This is a genomic window from Myroides indicus (genome assembly GCF_004364575.1).
Taxonomy (GTDB): Bacteria; Bacteroidota; Bacteroidia; order Flavobacteriales; family Flavobacteriaceae; genus Flavobacterium; species Flavobacterium indicum_A.
Map to the genome: position 1 here is coordinate 83,033 of NZ_SOAG01000009.1, position 16,434 is coordinate 99,466.

A 16,434-nucleotide genomic window follows, 5' to 3' on the forward strand; every position below is an offset into this window, starting at 1 on the left:
TAGTATAACCGAAGGTAGGAACAGATTATCGGAGGAAAGTGACCTGAATTCATAATCCCTACCTTTTTTTAATTTTTTTAAAATGGCAAGATATACTGGTCCACAAACAAAAATCGCACGTAAATTCGGCGAACCAATTTTCGGAGATGACAAATCTTTTGAAAAAAGAAATTACCCTCCGGGACAACACGGATTAGCTAAAAAGAGAGGTAAAAAATCTGAGTACGCTGTCCAGTTGATGGAGAAACAAAAAGCGAAATACACTTACGGAATTCTTGAAAAACAATTCAGAAACCTGTATAAAAAAGCTTCTGCTGCACGCGGGGTTACAGGTGAAGTATTGATTCAATTATGTGAGTCTAGATTAGATAACGTAGTGTATAGAATGGGAATTGCTCCTTCTCGTAGAGCAGCTCGTCAAATCGTTTCTCACAGACATATTACTGTAAACGGAGAGTTAGTAAACATTCCTTCTTACCAATTGAAACCTGGTGATAAAGTTGCAGTTCGTGAAAAATCTAAAACTCTAGAAACTATTGAACGTTCGCTATCTAATTCCAGCGCTGTTTATGAGTGGATTACCTGGAATCCTGAAACAATGGAAGGTACGTTTGTAGCTGTGCCTCAAAGACTACAAGTTCCAGAAAACATCAAAGAACAGTTAATCGTAGAGTTGTACAACAAATAATAACTGACATTCAGTCGAAACAAATATGGCAATATTTAATTTTCAAAAGCCCGATAAAGTTATCATGATTGATTCGACCGATTTTAAAGGTAAGTTCGAATTCAGACCTTTAGAACCGGGATATGGATTGACTATTGGTAATGCATTAAGAAGAGTTCTTCTTTCTTCATTAGAAGGATATGCTATTACTTCAGTTCGTATCGAAGGTGTGGATCATGAATTTTCTACTATCGCAGGTGTAGTGGAGGATGTAACTGAAATCATCCTAAACCTAAAACAAGTTCGTTTTAAACGTCAGATTGATGACGTTGACAGCGAAAATGTAAGTATCTCTTTCTCTGGAAAAGAACAGATGCTTGCTGGTGATTTTCAAAAATTCATCACAAGTTTCCAAGTTTTAAACCCAGAATTGGTAATCTGTAATTTAGACAGTAAAGTATCTATCAATATAGACTTAACCATTGAAAAAGGAAGAGGATATGTAGCTGCAGAAGAAAATAGAAAACCCAACGCACCAATAGGTACTATCTTTACAGATTCAATTTATACTCCAGTTAAGAACGTTAAGTATGCTATAGAGAACTATCGTGTTGAACAAAAAACCGACTACGAAAAGTTGGTGTTTGATATTATCACAGATGGCTCTATTCATCCTAAAGATGCTCTAACTGAAGCAGCAAAAACATTGATTCATCATTTTATGCTGTTTTCTGATGAGAGAATTACTTTGGAGGCTGATGAAATAGCTCAAACTGAATCATATGATGAGGAATCATTGCATATGAGACAGCTTCTTAAAACTAAATTGGTAGATTTAGATCTTTCAGTTCGAGCATTAAATTGTTTGAAAGCGGCTGAAGTAGAAACATTGGGAGATTTAGTTACGTTTAACAAAAATGATTTGATGAAGTTTAGAAACTTCGGTAAAAAATCACTTTCAGAGTTGGAAGAACTCGTGGCTGTTAAAGGATTAAACTTCGGTATGGATCTATCAAAATACAAATTAGATAAAGAATAATGACTTCATAATTTGCTCTCCAAAGAGGATTGAAGCAAGATGAAGCTAAATAAAAGGTCATGAGACACGGAAAAAAAATAAACCACTTAGGCAGAAAAAAAGGACATAGAGATTCTATGTTGGCAAATATGGCTTGTTCTTTAATAGAGCACAAGCGTATAAATACTACTGTTGCCAAAGCAAAAGCTTTGAAACAATATATAGAGCCGCTGGTAACAAAATCTAAAACAGACGATACACACAATCGTCGTGTTGTTTTTTCTTATTTAAGACAAAAAGAGGCTGTTACTGAATTATTTAGAGAAGTATCTCAAAAAGTAGGAGATCGCCCGGGAGGATATACTCGTATTATAAAATTGGGTAACCGTTTGGGAGATAATGCTGATATGGCAATGATTGAATTTGTAGATTTCAATGAAATTTATAACGTTGCTAAAAAAGACAGTAAAAAAGCCACTACTCGTAGAGGTAGAAAAAAAGCCACTACTACAGAAGAAGTTGCTAATACAGCTGAAACAACTGAAACAACACCTAACGAAGCTGAAACTAATGAATAGTATTTGCAGCGTTATCTTTGTTGATATCTGATAATAAAAGGACATTCTTTTTTTAGAATGTCCTTTTTTTATGTTTTTTTTGAATTACTTTTGCATTACAATACAACTAAAAATGGAATATAATAAAAGAGAGCAAGCCGTTTTGGTACTTAATGATGGTACTGTTTTTTATGGTAGGTCTGTTGGCATAAGAGGAACAGCTTATGGAGAAATCTGTTTCAATACAGGAATGACGGGATATCAAGAGGTTTTTACAGACCCGTCTTACTTTGGACAGATTATGCTGTCTACTACTGCTCATATAGGTAATTACGGAGTTAATGAGGAAGAAGTTGACTCTGACGGAATAAAAATAGCCGGATTGGTATGTAAAAATTTTAGTTTTTATCACTCAAGACCTAAATCATCCTCAAATTTGCTGGAATATTTTGAAAAGCAAAACCTAATCGCTATTTCAGATGTTGATACGCGTGCCTTAACTGCTTATATCAGAGATAACGGGGCAATGAATGCAATTATTTCAACAGACGGTACATCTGTAGAGGATCTAAAAGAAAAATTAGAAACCGTTCCGTCAATGGAGGGGTTGGAGCTTTCTTCAAAAGTATCTACCAAGGAAGCTTATTATTTTGGAAATGAAAATGCAACCTATAAGGTTTCAGCACTGGATTTAGGTATAAAAACAAATATACTTCGCTGTTTGGCAGAGAGAGACTGTTATGTAAAAGTATTCCCTTATAATGCTTCTTTTGAAGATTTGATGAGTTTTAATCCCGATGGAATATTCTTATCCAACGGTCCCGGAGACCCACAAGCTTTAGCAGATTTAGGTATTGTAGGTGTAGTGGAACAAGTGTTGGATTCAGGAAAACCGGTGTTTGGAATCTGCTTAGGACATCAATTAATCGGATTGTCTCAGGGAGTACATACTTATAAAATGTTTAGCGGACACAGAGGAGTAAATCATCCGGTAATGAATTTAAATAGCGGAAAAGGAGAAATAACTTCGCAAAATCACGGATTTGCTATTATTAAAGAAGAGCTTGACAATCATTTAACACTGGAATTGTCGCACGTTCACTTGAACGACGGAACGGTTGCCGGTATGAAAATGAAAAATAAAGATGTGTTTTCCGTTCAGTATCACCCCGAATCCAGTCCCGGACCACACGATTCAAGATATCTGTTCGATGACTTTGTGGCAAACATACAAAAATATAAAAGAGCTTAAAGCTCTTTTTTTATTTTGTTTATATAAGGGAAAAATGCTTTTGTGTAGATAATGTTTTGGTTTACTGTTGTTTATTAGTATGTTTGATTGTGCTGACTTAAAGAAAGATAATTAGAGTAAGAAATTTGATTTTTATTCTAAATATTATTCCTTTGTTTATATCCTGTAATAGGGGTAAGTATGATAGTGCAGGTAAGCCCCCAAAGGGAACTAGTATTATTGTTGGTAATCCTTTATTTAGTACCACTAAAATGAATAATAAAGAATTTGTTAGAGTTAATGTTAATGTTATAGTTACTGGTTTAGATGCCTAAAACTAAATGACTGTTAATTATAGTTAAAAATAGCGATAATTTTTACCGAATATGGGATTTAGTACGCCGGGAAACCTTGTTATAGAGGGAGTAGGGACTCCATCTGGTGGTCCCTTTGAAGTAAAAGTTTTTGTTCGAGCTTTAGACTGTAATCCTTTTGCTCCAAACTGTAGTGCAAATATAGGAGGTATGCAAGAATATTTTGCAAGCTACAGTTTTTCATCAACAGGTTCGCCTCCTTCAGCTATTAATTTTGGAGGATTGTCGATGTTAAATAGTATTTGTTGTAATTAAAAAGTATTTAGAAATGAAAAGAATTTGTTTATTTAATTTAATGATAGCTTCACTTTTTTTTATTTCTTGTGAAAGAGCAGAAAATCATGAGAATAAAGTAGTAGGAGATGGAAATGGTTTTATAGAGAGAATGTTTGATGCAGATATCGACTACGATGCAGTAGTTAGCATTATGAATACACGAGCTTTTTCTCAATATGAGAATGATATAGATGTATCAAAATTGGTTATTGCTTCAGATTTTGAGCAATATGGTAATATTGGTAATTTGTTTCTAAATAGTATTTCTTTAAATGAAAACTATGGGAAGAATTATTATATAGATGAAGACCAGGAAATGTACAATGATGTAGCGTTATTGTATGGACAAACAGTAAGGCTTTACAACACAAGATGTTCAGGGAATGATTTTTGTGGTATCGACTTTACTTTTGAAATGACTCATCGTTTAGATGTTTCCATAACGGGATTTGAAAATAATAATGTAACGCCTTCTGTTAATCTCGAAGTTGCATGGAATACCGATGGAAACCCTAATGATGTAGTTTTGATTCATATATATTCCTATACAGATGCTGTACCAGGACATCCATATAGGCAGAAGACTTTTAATAAGAAAAATTCTGATGCATCAGTGGTTATTTCAGGAAGTGATTTAAGTAACGTTTTTAGAGAAGGAGATGAGTTAATTATTAATGTTATGCGTGGGAATCATTATGGTAGTACGACAAATGTTGGTAAGAAAGTTGGAGTAATGGCAATAGACGCAGTAGATTATATAGGATTAAAATTTATGACACCTTAAGAAAATTGAAATATAAATAAAAGCGGCTGTCGGAATGATAAGCCGCTTTTATTTTTTTAAAATTAAAAGAAAGAAATACATTATATTTAATATTTTTGCGTTATACTAAATTTAACGACACAATAAAAAATTATGAGTACAATTGTTAGCGTTCACGCACGCCAGATTTTAGATTCAAGAGGAAATCCTACCGTAGAAGTTGATGTAACAACAGATAGCGGTATCTTAGGACGGGCGGCTGTTCCTTCAGGAGCATCAACCGGCGAACATGAAGCTGTTGAATTAAGAGATGGCGGAAAAGCCTTTATGGGAAAAGGTGTTTTGAGAGCTGTGGATAATGTAAACACAGTTTTGGCAGAAAACATTGTAGGGCTAAGCGTTTTTGAACAAAATGCAATTGATCAGTTGATGGTTGAATTGGACGGCACCCCAAATAAAGCTAATTTAGGAGCAAATGCTATATTGGGAGTGTCTCTGGCAGTAGCAAAAGCAGCAGCAAACGAGTTGGGAATGCCTTTGTACAGATATGTAGGAGGGGTATCGGCAAATACTTTGCCTGTGCCTATGATGAACATCATTAACGGAGGCTCACATTCCGATGCTCCGATTGCCTTTCAGGAGTTTATGATTATGCCGGTAAAAGCAATCACGTTTACGCATGCTATGCAGATGGGAACCGAAATTTTTCATCACCTTAAAAAAGTATTACACGAAAGAGGACTGAGTACAGCTGTGGGAGATGAAGGTGGCTTTGCGCCAACACTTAAAGGAACTGAAGATGCTTTGGATTCAATTAAACAAGCAGTTGAGAATGCCGGATACCGATTTGGAGATGAAATTATGATAGCTTTAGATTGTGCAGCTTCTGAATTTTACGTGGACGGAAAATACGATTATACTAAATTTGAAGGTTCACAGGGAAAAATAAGAACATCTCAGGAACAAGCAGATTATTTGGCAGAATTAACTTCAAAATATCCGATTATTTCTATTGAAGACGGTATGTATGAAGATGATTGGGAAGGATGGAAGTATCTGACAGAGAAAATAGGTGATAAAGTACAGTTGGTGGGTGATGATTTGTTTGTAACCAATGTAAAACGTCTGGAAAGAGGAATTAATGAAGATACTGCCAATTCAATTTTAATTAAAGTAAATCAGATAGGTACCCTGACAGAAACAATTGCTGCCGTTAATATGGCAAAAAATGCCGGATATACTTCTGTAATGTCACATCGTTCAGGGGAAACAGAAGACAGTACCATTGCTGATTTGGCAGTGGCGTTAAACTGCGGGCAGATCAAAACAGGATCAGCATCTCGTTCAGACCGTATGGCAAAATACAATCAATTGCTTAGAATTGAAGAAGAACTGGGAGAAACAGCTTACTATCCTCAAGAAAAAGCATTTAAAATTCAATAGATAGTATATAAAATAAAAAGCTTAATTTTGATAATTAGGCTTTTTGTTTTTGTATAATTTTTGTCTGTAGGAAGATGAAATTTTCATGAGCGGCTTGATTTTAGATATTAACTTCTGAAAATAAAAATTTGCCAATTCGCAATCGGTGAAATCAAGTGAAATTTCTGTATTTTGAGATGAATTTAACTTGTAGGTATATATAATAATTCTTACCTTTCCTACATCGTTTTTTATGCGCTTTTTTAAAAAATAATTACAAACACACAGAAATAAATAATATAAATATGTCTGATAAAACAGCTTATATAGAAATTGATGGTCAGAGACACGAACTGCCCGTGTTGGTTGGCTCAGAAAATGAAGTTGCAATTGATATTTTAAATCTAAGAGCACTTACCGGAGCAATTACTTTAGATCCGGGATATAAAAATTCAGGTTCATGCAAAAGTGCTATAACTTTTTTGGATGGAGAACAGGGGATTTTAAGATATAGGGGTTATGCTATTGAAGATTTAGCTTCTCATTCTAACTTTTTGGAAGTATCTTATCTCATAATTTTTGGCGAGCTTCCTACAGAAGAACAATTAGCACAATTTGAAAAAGATATCCGAAAACACTCTTTGGTTAATGAAGAAATGAAAAACATCATTGATGGTTTTCCAAAAATGGCTCACCCGATGGGAGTTTTAGCTTCTTTGACTAGTGCACTTACAGCATTTAATCCGAAAGTGGTAAATGCCGAATGCCCGAAATCGCTATATGATGCAGTTTGCAAAACTATGAGCAAGTTCTTGGTAATTGCTACATGGACCTACCGAAAAGCGAAAGGCTATCCATTAAATTATTACGATAACACACAAAGCTACGTAGATAATTTTTTGCGTCTGATGTTTGCTTTGCCTACGGAGCCTTATGAAATTGATCCGGTTGTAAAAAATGCAATTGACAAGTTGTTTATTTTACATGCTGACCACGAGCAAAACTGTTCTACTTCTACCGTAAGAATGGTAGGGTCGTCTCATGCAGGGTTATTTGCTTCAATATCTGCGGGTGTTTCGGCACTTTGGGGACCGTTACATGGCGGAGCCAATCAGGCCGTATTAGAAATGTTAGAAGAAATTCAAAACGACGGAGGCGATGTAGATAAGTTTATTGCTAAAGCAAAAGACAGAAATGATCCTTTCCGTTTGATGGGATTCGGACACAGAGTTTACAAAAATTTTGATCCGAGAGCCCGTATAATTAAAAAAGCCGCAGATGAAGTACTTGAAAAGTTAGGTGTAGATGATCCGGTTTTAGATATCGCTAAAAAAGTAGAAGCTGCAGCATTGAAAGATCCTTATTTTGTAGATAGACACTTGTATCCGAATGTAGATTTTTATTCGGGAATTATTTATCGCGCATTAGGGATTCCGACTGAAATGTTCACAGTAATGTTTGCAATCGGAAGATTGCCGGGATGGATTGCCCAATGGAAAGAAATGAGAATAAACAAGGAGCCGATTGGAAGACCGCGTCAATTATATATAGGAGAACCATTGAGAGATTTTGTTCCGATGGACAAAAGAAAATAAATTTTAAAAAAGGCATTCAGTACTGAATGCCTTTTTTACTGATTATTCTTACCGATTTATGAGGGGCTTTTTGCTATATTTGTGCAAAATGATTATTTATGTTGAAGTTAAACGTAAAAAATGAAACATCGCGTCTGCGGACAGTGGTCCTTGGTACAGCCCAAAGTAACGGACCTACACCAACGAAAGAAGAGGCTTATGATCCTAAATCATTAGAACACATTATTGCAGGAACTTATCCGATTGAGAAAGATATGGTTAATGAAATGGAAGCCTTTAACAATGTTTTTAAAAAATACGATGTTCAGGTTTTCAGACCTGAAGTTATTGAAGACTACAATCAAATTTTTACTCGTGATATAGGCTTTGTGATTGAAGACAAATTTATAAAAGCCAATATTTTGCCTGACAGAGATCGGGAATTAGATGCTATAAAATATGTGTTAGATCAAATTAGTCCTCAAAATATTGTGTCTGCTCCTGATGAAATCCATTTTGAAGGAGGGGATGTAATGCTTTGGAATGATTACATTTTTATAGGAACCTACAAAAGACCAGACTACTCAAATTATATTACAGCCCGTACTAATCAGCTGGGTGTTGACTTTATCAAAGAGCTGTTTCCTAACAAAATCGTAAAAAGCTTTGACTTGGTAAAATCTAAAACAGAGCCAAGAGACAATGCGCTGCATTTGGATTGCTGTTTCCAGCCGGTAGGAATCGACAAAGCGATTATATATAAAGGAGGGTTTTATGACGAAAGAGAGTACCAATATCTGGTAGATTTATTTGGTGTGGAAAATTTATTTCATATAGAGCGTGAAGAAATGTATCATATGTTTTCAAATGTTTTTTCGATTGCACCGGATGTAGTAGTGTCTGAGAAAAATTTTACCCGATTAAATAACTGGCTTAGAGATAACAGCTTTACAGTAGAAGAGATTCCGTATGCAGAAATAGCAAAACAGGAGGGGTTGTTGAGATGTTCTACTTTGCCATTAATACGCGATTAATAAATATTTGCTATAAAAATGAAACAAACTACAAATAATATATTGATGATTCGTCCGGTAGCATTTCGGATGAATGAACAAACAGCAGTAAATAACTATTACCAAAAAGTGCTGGATAACCTGACACCGAGCACAGTAAATGCCAAAGCTCAGGAAGAATTTGATGCTTTTGTTGAAAAATTAATTTCAATAGGTGTAAATGTTATCGTAATTGACGATACTTTGGATCCGGACACACCGGATAGTATTTTTCCAAACAATTGGATTTCTTTTCACGAAAGCGGAGAAGTGGTTTTATATCCAATGTTTGCCGAAAACAGAAGGTTGGAGAGAAGAGAAGATATCTTGGATTTGTTGGAAGAAAAAGGTTTTGAAATAACAGATATATGGGACTATACTTCCGCAGAAGAAGATAATTTATTTTTAGAGGGAACAGGGAATTTGCTTTTGGACAGAACCAATGAAAAGGCCTATTGTGCTCTTTCTCCCAGAGCAGACGAAGGTTTGGTGATAGAGTTTTGTGAAGAGTTTGAAATGACCCCGGTTATTTTTGAAGCATTTCAGACAGTAGATGGAGAGCGAAAAAATATTTATCACACGAATGTGATGATGTGCCTGGCAGAAACGTTTGCGGTGATTTGCGCCGACTGTATAGACGATAAACAAGAGAGAAAAATTGTCTTGAATCACCTAAAAGAATCAGGAAAAGAAATAATTACAATTACAGAAGAACAGGTCAATAATTTTGCCGGTAATATGTTGCAGGTCAGAGGTAAAGATGATGAAAGATTTTTGGTTATGTCCACTCAAGCATATAATAGTCTTACTGATAAACAGTTGCAAAGTATTGAAAAGCACTGTAAAATATTGCACAGTAGTTTAGATACCATTGAAGCTTGCGGAGGTGGAAGTGCACGCTGTATGATGGCAGAAGTCTTCTTGCCTAAAGGAGAATAAAATAAAAACCCAAAGATTATAAAAACGAAGCAAATAGCTTCGTTTTTTTATTTCAAAAAAGTTATTTAAATTGATTTTAAATAATAAATATTTATATCTTTGCAATTAAGAATTTGTCTAAATAAAAAAACAGAAAAACAATATACATGCAACGTAATAAAATATTTGCTCTTGGGCTTTGTGTTTTAGGATCAATCGCAGCCAAAGCTCAGGTTCAAGATACAATTGCATCTTCAAATCAAAAGTTAGAAGAAATTGTAATTTCAGGACAATATAATCCGCAAGCTATAGATAAAGCTGTTCATAATGTAACAGTGATTAATCGGGCTAAGATTGAAAATCTGGGAGCAATTACGTTAGCTGATGCACTCAATCAAGTGTTGAATATCACTATTATGCCTAATACAAAAACCGGTAAATCAGGAGTGAAAATGTTTGGACTTGATGCGCAGTACTTTACTATTTTAATAGATAACGTACCGATGATTAGTGATGAAGGCTTTGGAAATAATACTGATTTAACCCAAATTAACTTAGACGATATTGCTCAAATCGAGATTGTAGAAGGAGCCATGGGAGTAGATTATGGTGCCAATGCAGTTTCGGGAATTATAAATATCATTACTAAGAAGAACAATATGCATGATTGGAATATGAATGTATTTGTTCAGGAAGAGTCAGCAGGATTAGAATATGATTTAAAAAATAAAGGAAAACACATTCAGGGAATTTCATTAGGACATAATATAAACGATAATATATATGCAAATGTAAGTTATACGCATAATGATTTTAAAGGATGGTATAACGAAAGAAAGGGCTTTACTTATTACGGGGACGAAGATTTGAGAGGGCATGAATGGATGCCTAAAAATCAAAATAACTTTAAAGCGTTGCTCAATTTTCACAAAGGATCATATCGCGTATATTATAAGTTCGAATATTTTGACGAACGGATGAAGGATTATAACCACATTTTTGATATGTTGGAAGATCCTGTTTTCGAAACTGTAAACCCAACAGCTAAAGATCGTATTATCAACACAAAACGTTATGTAAATGTTTTAAATACCTCCGGAAATTGGAGAGACTGGTTTCGCTTTGATTTGTCTTTTTCTTATCAAAAACAAGAAAGAGAACAAGAATCCTATCGCTACAGGATAAAATATGATGAAAAGTTTGATGAGGAGAATTTTAAAAACGAAAGTAGAGATATATTATATTCAAGAGGTACTTTCAGCGATTTTGTTAAAAGCGACAAAGTAAAATTTCAGCTGGGTTATGAAATAACGTCCAACAAAGGATATTCAATGATGGAAGAAGCCTTTGGAGAAGATCCGATTAAAAAAACCTTGAGCAGTTATGATTTTTATGCTTCATCAGAAATTGCTGTATTTCCTAAAATGATGTTGCGCCCAGGGTATAGATTAATGACTTCTAATATTTTTAGTAACCAGCATGCCTATAGCCTTACGCTAAAATATGTTTTGCCCGAAAATATTGAATTGAGAGCTACTTATGGAACAGCGCCAAGATTACCTAATTATGATGAGCTGTATACTTATTTTGTAGATGTTAACCATGACTTGCAGGGAAATCCAAACCTGAGTCCTGAAAAAGGAAATACAATATTTGTCAATTTGAAAAAGAGTTATGAACTAAATGAAGATTTGGAGTTGTCGCATAGTTTAACAGGTCGGTATTTAAATGTACAAGACAAAATAGATGTTATCCAGCTTATTGATAACGGAACTAAATTCAGATATGAAAACGTTGATCGCTACAGAAATATGGGAGTAACTTTCCTTAATCAGGTGTCATGGAAAAATTTGTCTGCGGGAATAGGTTTTACTTTCTCAGGATATGCGCAACAAATGTTTGGTGCACCAACCGATACAGATAAATTTTTGTACACGCCGGAAGTGAATGCCAATGTGAGCTATACAGTTCCAAATTGGAACACAATCGTATCGTTATTTTATAAGTATAACGGAGAAGAATATAAATATGTAGTGGCTACTGATATGTTTGGAGAATACTATTACAAAGGAAAACAAGATAGTTATTCGTGGATGGATCTAACAGTACGTCAACCATTTTTAGATAAAAAATTGTGGGCTACTCTTGGATTTAGAAACTTATTTGATGTCAAGGACATAAAATCCAGTATTAATTCCGGAGGTGCACATAGCGGAGCAAGCGCAGTAACCGAATTAGCCTATGGACGAAGCGTATTTTTAAAACTGCAATATAAATTAGATTTTTAGAAGAAAATATAGAGATGAAAAAGATTGTACAATTAACGATTTTGTTTGTTTTTTTAGGCGCTTTTACTGCCTGTGAAAAAGATTCTAAAAACGGGAATAATGATGAAATGAATTTTATTGTAGCTTTTAAAGAACAGTCAGTTAGTTATGAGCAAATTACCGATGATAAAAAAATAGAGCTTGTTTTTTCAGAAATGGCTGTAGAAGAAGGAAGTGTAGAAATTAAATTATTTGAAAAAAATGCTAAGTACGGTGAAGATTATCAAACACTGCCGACATCGGAAAACTTAGTATTGACTTTGCCTTTTCAAAAAGGGGATAAAGGAATAAATTTCACTTTTGAAAACCTTATTTTTCCATTTGATCGTACAGATAAAACAGTTCAGTTTACTATCAATAAAGTAAATTATAAAGCAAAACCTACTAATGTTCAGGGATATAACATTATGTTGATTAGTTTTGACGCTTCCTTAGGAGGAGTAATTACACCCGAAATAGGAGGAGCGTCTCAGCCTAATCAAGTATATGTTGATTTAGGAGGAAAAGCAACGTATACCGTAAAAAGAGATTCATGGGATTTGGCTTTTTATTCGGGCAACGATTTTAAAGTTAAAATTAATGGAGCTGTTTATATGGCAGCAGGAAAACTGGACTTTACAGATATTGATAAAGTAAAGGAAAGTGATGTGGAGGAATTAAAAAATAAAGTAAAAATAGGGACTTTTGAAGCCTCAAACGTACAGTATATCGATTTTCCTTCGGGAGAATTAGATAGAACTGCTATTGGAACTATTAGAGAGAATGATGCAGATAATAAAGTGTATTTATTAAATTTAGGTTTTGAACCAGGCAGCCCTAATGCAGCTGCCGGAACTGTAAACATTACAGGGCAAAGTAGAGGTTGGAAAAAAATAAGAATTTTAAAAAGAGGAGAAAATTATTTGCTGCAATATGCTAATCTTTCTGATACAGCTCATAAAGAAGTTTTGATTACCAAAAGCACTGGTTTTAATTTTACGTTCTTTAGTATCTTAAATGATAAAGTTGTAGAGGTAGAACCTTCTCAAAAAAAATGGGATTTAAATTTTACGGTTTTTACCAATACAGTAGATCAAAATGGTCAGGATATGGGGTCTTATGGTTTTTCCGACTTTATAGTAATAAATCGTTACGGAGGAGTAAAAGCCTATCGCATAGCCGTAGGAGATAAGGATAGTAAGAGCGCTTATAAAGAATTTAATAAACAAGATGTTCAACAGAATTTATTAGAAGATGATTTGCGCGTTATCGGCGGAACATGGAGAGATGTGGCTAATGATAAGGTTTTGTTTTCCAATGTCTTTTATGTGATTCAGGATTCCAAAGGGAACTTTTATAAAATGAGAATGTTGAGTCTTATGAGTGAAAACGGAGAACGCGGCCATCCAAAATTTGAATATAGCTTGTTGAGATAATACGATATTTAAAAGAAATATAGAAGTTGTTGCTCTATATTAAAATTCAATCAAATTGCAAATAGTACTTTGTATTTGTTGTTTATTGAGTTGTTAGTTTATTTTTGTTAGAAAAACCCCAAATTTGTTGTGTTTGGGGTTTTTCGTTTTATAACCCTTAGCATTTTAAGATGAAATTATATTTAGAATTGTTCTAAATAGTGTATCTTTGGTAAAAAGGTAAAATGGAACAAAATGATTACGAGGAATTAGCCTGTCAGTTGAGATGTCCTGAAGGTGAGAAGGGAGAGCAGGTGGCAGAAATTATGTTTGAATCCAACTGCAAAATGATTTTCAAAACTATTGATCGCTTGCAGATAGAAGATTGCGACAATATATTGGAATTGGGATTTGGCAGTGGAAAACACTTCCCTTATTTGTTTCAAAAAGCAAAAAATATACATTATTGTGGGTTAGAAATCTCGCCCTTAATGATTGATTTCGCGACTAAACTCAATCAAGATTTGATACAGCGTGAAAATATAAGTTTAAAACTATCGGACAATAGTAGTTCCTTGCAGTTAAAAAACAATAGTTTTAAGCATTGCTTTTCCGTGAATACCGTTTACTTTTGGGAAGAACCGCATAAATATTTACAAGAAATCTACCGCATACTTCAAACAGGAGGAAGTTTAGCTTTATCGTATATCAAAGAAGATTTTGTTTTAAAGCAGCCCTTTGCCAAACCGGAAGTATTTCACTTTCATCGTACAGATTGGCTTATCCGCATTATGAAGAATATAGGATACAGCAGTGTAGAACAATGGCAGTATATTGAAAATACGCCCAATAAATTAGGAGAAAATGTAGTACGCCCGTTTATTGTATTAAAAGGATTTAAATAGTTTTGATTACATTTATGCAGTAAAAAAATAGAAATGAAAAAACAAAATATACCTTATTCCTTTCTTGATCTTGCTATAATAGGCGAAGAAAAAACTACTGCTGAAACATTGAAAAATGTTCTCTATACAGCCCAATGTGCAGAAAAAGAAGGGTATACGAGGTATTGGATGGCAGAACATCATAATATGCCCCATATAGCAAGTTCGGCAACATCCGTTTTAATAGGCTATGTAGCAGGAGGCACACAAACAATAAAAGTTGGTTCGGGCGGAATCATGCTGCCCAATCATCCTCCTTTAGTTATTGCAGAACAATTCGGAACCTTGGAAGCGCTGTATCCGAACCGTATTGATTTAGGGTTAGGTAGAGCTCCCGGAACAGACCAGCTGACAGCAATGGCTTTGAGAAGAAATGATTTGACAACTGCTAATTATTTTCCCCAGCAGATAGAAGAGCTAAAAGCTTTTTTTAGCTTAGAGAATAAAAATGCTAAAGTACGTGCTTTTCCCGGAGAAGGACAGAACGTGCCAATGTGGATTTTAGGCTCCAGCACAGATAGCGCCTATTTAGCCGCCGAATTAGGGTTGCCCTACGCATTTGCAAGTCACTTTGCTCCAGAGCAACTTCAAATGGCAGGACGGATTTACAAAAATAATTTCAAACCCTCAGTTCAGCTTGAGAAATCCTATTTTATGCCGTGTATCAATGTAATTATGGCAGATACACAATATGATGCCGAATATTTGGCGACGTCATTTTACAGAATGTTTTTAGGAATTATCCGAAATGATAGAAAACCCATGCAAAAACCAATTCATTCCATAAACGGATTATGGTCTGTTCAGGAAGAAGCAATGGTTTATCAAAAAACAGCATGTTCTTTTATCGGAACAGAAGAAGAACTATTGCACGAAGTGCAGCGTTTTTCAGATATTTTGGAAGTAGATGAACTGATGATTACTACCCCCGTTTACGATTATGAAGAAAGAGTTAAGAGTATGGCTAAATTTGCAAGATTAATGCAAAAAGTAAATAATTAAACTTTTATGTATGGTATTGATAAAAATAAAGAACATGCGATTTTGCTTTTTTCTTTTACTCGTTTTTTGTATTATGATGAGCTGTAAAAACAAGTATGAAACAGAAAAAGTTTCTGTTGAAAATAGGTTCTCAGTAGAACTTCCCTATCATCTAAAAAAGACAAAAGGATTGAATGAAGATGCTATTCTCCAGTATAGCAATGCGGTTCAAGAATTATATGTGGTAGTCCTTGAAGAAAAAAAAGATAAATTGCTTAACTCTCTTAATAAGGATTCCTTAAGCAAAGAAAATAACGTCATGAGTTTAGAGAAATATTCCTCTCTATGTTATGAAAGGTTAGAAAATCATACGGAAGAATTAAAGGATTTTGATGTCAAAAATAGTGTCATAAATGGATTAAATGCGAAAGATGCAGAATTTGTTGTAAAAATATCAGGTGTAAATATGTATTATAATTACGTTATTTTAGAAGGCACAGATTATTATTACCAGCTTTTCATTTGGACTTTATTGCGTCACAAACGCGACCACCATTCGTCTATTCGTCATATAATTTCCACCTTTTGTGAATATTAGCAGGAATTAATGTTTTGGATCACAGTATTTTGCGAAATAAAATAAAAAAAGGTTTGCAAAAGCTTTCACAAAGGCAAAAAAGGGATTAGTTTTGCCCACGCAAATGAGAAAACGTTCTTTGTAAGATTTTTCTTTAAAAAAACAATCCGAAAAGCTTGTTTGAAGAATGAAAAAGGAATTAACTTTGGCTTCCCGTTTTGGCGGGATGGTTTCAGGATAAAAAAGGCTGCAAATATTTTTTTAAAAAAAGATTTGCAATTTAAAAAAAGAATACTACTTTTGCATCCGCTTTCAGATACAAAGATGCTGTTTTTAAAGACAGAGTTTTAGAGTTTGAA

15 protein-coding genes are annotated in these 16,434 nt (G+C 34.3%); all 15 read left to right on the forward strand.

Features of this window, described 5'->3' with window-relative positions:
* Positions 1–82: 82 nt before the first annotated feature.
* The 15 genes from rpsD (at position 83) to C8P70_RS05465 (ending at position 16,096) form a co-directional block, all read left to right on the forward strand.
* Entirely contained in the window at positions 83–688 is a 606-nt protein-coding gene (gene rpsD / locus C8P70_RS05395; protein ID WP_133712314.1) for a 30S ribosomal protein S4, read from the forward strand.
* 25 nt (positions 689–713) lie between these two features.
* Positions 714–1,706, forward strand: a complete 993-nt coding sequence (locus C8P70_RS05400) for a DNA-directed RNA polymerase subunit alpha (protein WP_133712315.1) — start codon at positions 714–716, stop codon at positions 1,704–1,706.
* Positions 1,707–1,765: 59 nt separating this feature from the next.
* Entirely contained in the window at positions 1,766–2,263 is a 498-nt protein-coding gene (gene rplQ / locus C8P70_RS05405) for a 50S ribosomal protein L17 (RefSeq protein ID WP_133712316.1), read from the forward strand.
* A gap of 112 nt (positions 2,264–2,375) precedes the next feature.
* A complete protein-coding gene (gene carA, locus C8P70_RS05410; protein WP_133712317.1) occupies positions 2,376–3,494 on the forward strand; it encodes a glutamine-hydrolyzing carbamoyl-phosphate synthase small subunit in 1,119 nt (372 codons plus the stop codon).
* Positions 3,495–3,859: 365 nt separating this feature from the next.
* Positions 3,860–4,102, forward strand: coding sequence for a hypothetical protein (locus C8P70_RS05415; protein WP_133712318.1), 243 nt, complete (start codon positions 3,860–3,862; stop codon positions 4,100–4,102).
* Positions 4,103–4,142: 40 nt separating this feature from the next.
* Positions 4,143–4,907 (forward strand): hypothetical protein, encoded by a 765-nt coding sequence (locus C8P70_RS05420; protein ID WP_133712319.1) that lies wholly within the window; start codon positions 4,143–4,145, stop codon positions 4,905–4,907.
* A 132-nt stretch (positions 4,908–5,039) separates the two neighbouring features.
* Positions 5,040–6,329 carry a phosphopyruvate hydratase gene (gene eno, locus C8P70_RS05425; protein WP_133712320.1) on the forward strand — a complete coding sequence of 430 codons (1,290 nt, stop codon included), beginning with the start codon at positions 5,040–5,042 and terminating at the stop codon, positions 6,327–6,329.
* A gap of 284 nt (positions 6,330–6,613) precedes the next feature.
* Positions 6,614–7,903, forward strand: coding sequence for a citrate synthase (locus tag C8P70_RS05430; RefSeq protein WP_133712321.1), 1,290 nt, complete (start codon positions 6,614–6,616; stop codon positions 7,901–7,903).
* Between the two features lie 98 nt (positions 7,904–8,001).
* Entirely contained in the window at positions 8,002–8,916 is a 915-nt protein-coding gene (locus tag C8P70_RS05435; RefSeq protein WP_133712322.1) for a dimethylarginine dimethylaminohydrolase family protein, read from the forward strand.
* Between the two features lie 18 nt (positions 8,917–8,934).
* Entirely contained in the window at positions 8,935–9,873 is a 939-nt protein-coding gene (ctlX, locus tag C8P70_RS05440; RefSeq protein ID WP_133712323.1) for a citrulline utilization hydrolase CtlX, read from the forward strand.
* A gap of 146 nt (positions 9,874–10,019) precedes the next feature.
* On the forward strand, positions 10,020–12,140 hold the full coding sequence (locus C8P70_RS05445; RefSeq protein WP_133712324.1) for a TonB-dependent receptor plug domain-containing protein: 2,121 nt from the start codon (positions 10,020–10,022) through the stop codon (positions 12,138–12,140).
* Positions 12,141–12,154: 14 nt separating this feature from the next.
* A complete protein-coding gene (locus C8P70_RS05450; protein ID WP_243832665.1) occupies positions 12,155–13,594 on the forward strand; it encodes an HmuY family protein in 1,440 nt (479 codons plus the stop codon).
* Between the two features lie 224 nt (positions 13,595–13,818).
* On the forward strand, positions 13,819–14,478 hold the full coding sequence (locus C8P70_RS05455) for a class I SAM-dependent methyltransferase (RefSeq protein WP_133712326.1): 660 nt from the start codon (positions 13,819–13,821) through the stop codon (positions 14,476–14,478).
* A gap of 33 nt (positions 14,479–14,511) precedes the next feature.
* Positions 14,512–15,519, forward strand: a complete 1,008-nt coding sequence (locus tag C8P70_RS05460) for an LLM class flavin-dependent oxidoreductase (protein ID WP_133712327.1) — start codon at positions 14,512–14,514, stop codon at positions 15,517–15,519.
* Positions 15,520–15,553: 34 nt separating this feature from the next.
* Complete coding sequence (locus C8P70_RS05465) at positions 15,554–16,096, forward strand: hypothetical protein (protein WP_133712328.1); 543 nt, start codon at positions 15,554–15,556, stop codon at positions 16,094–16,096.
* The last annotated feature ends 338 nt before the right edge of the window (positions 16,097–16,434 follow it).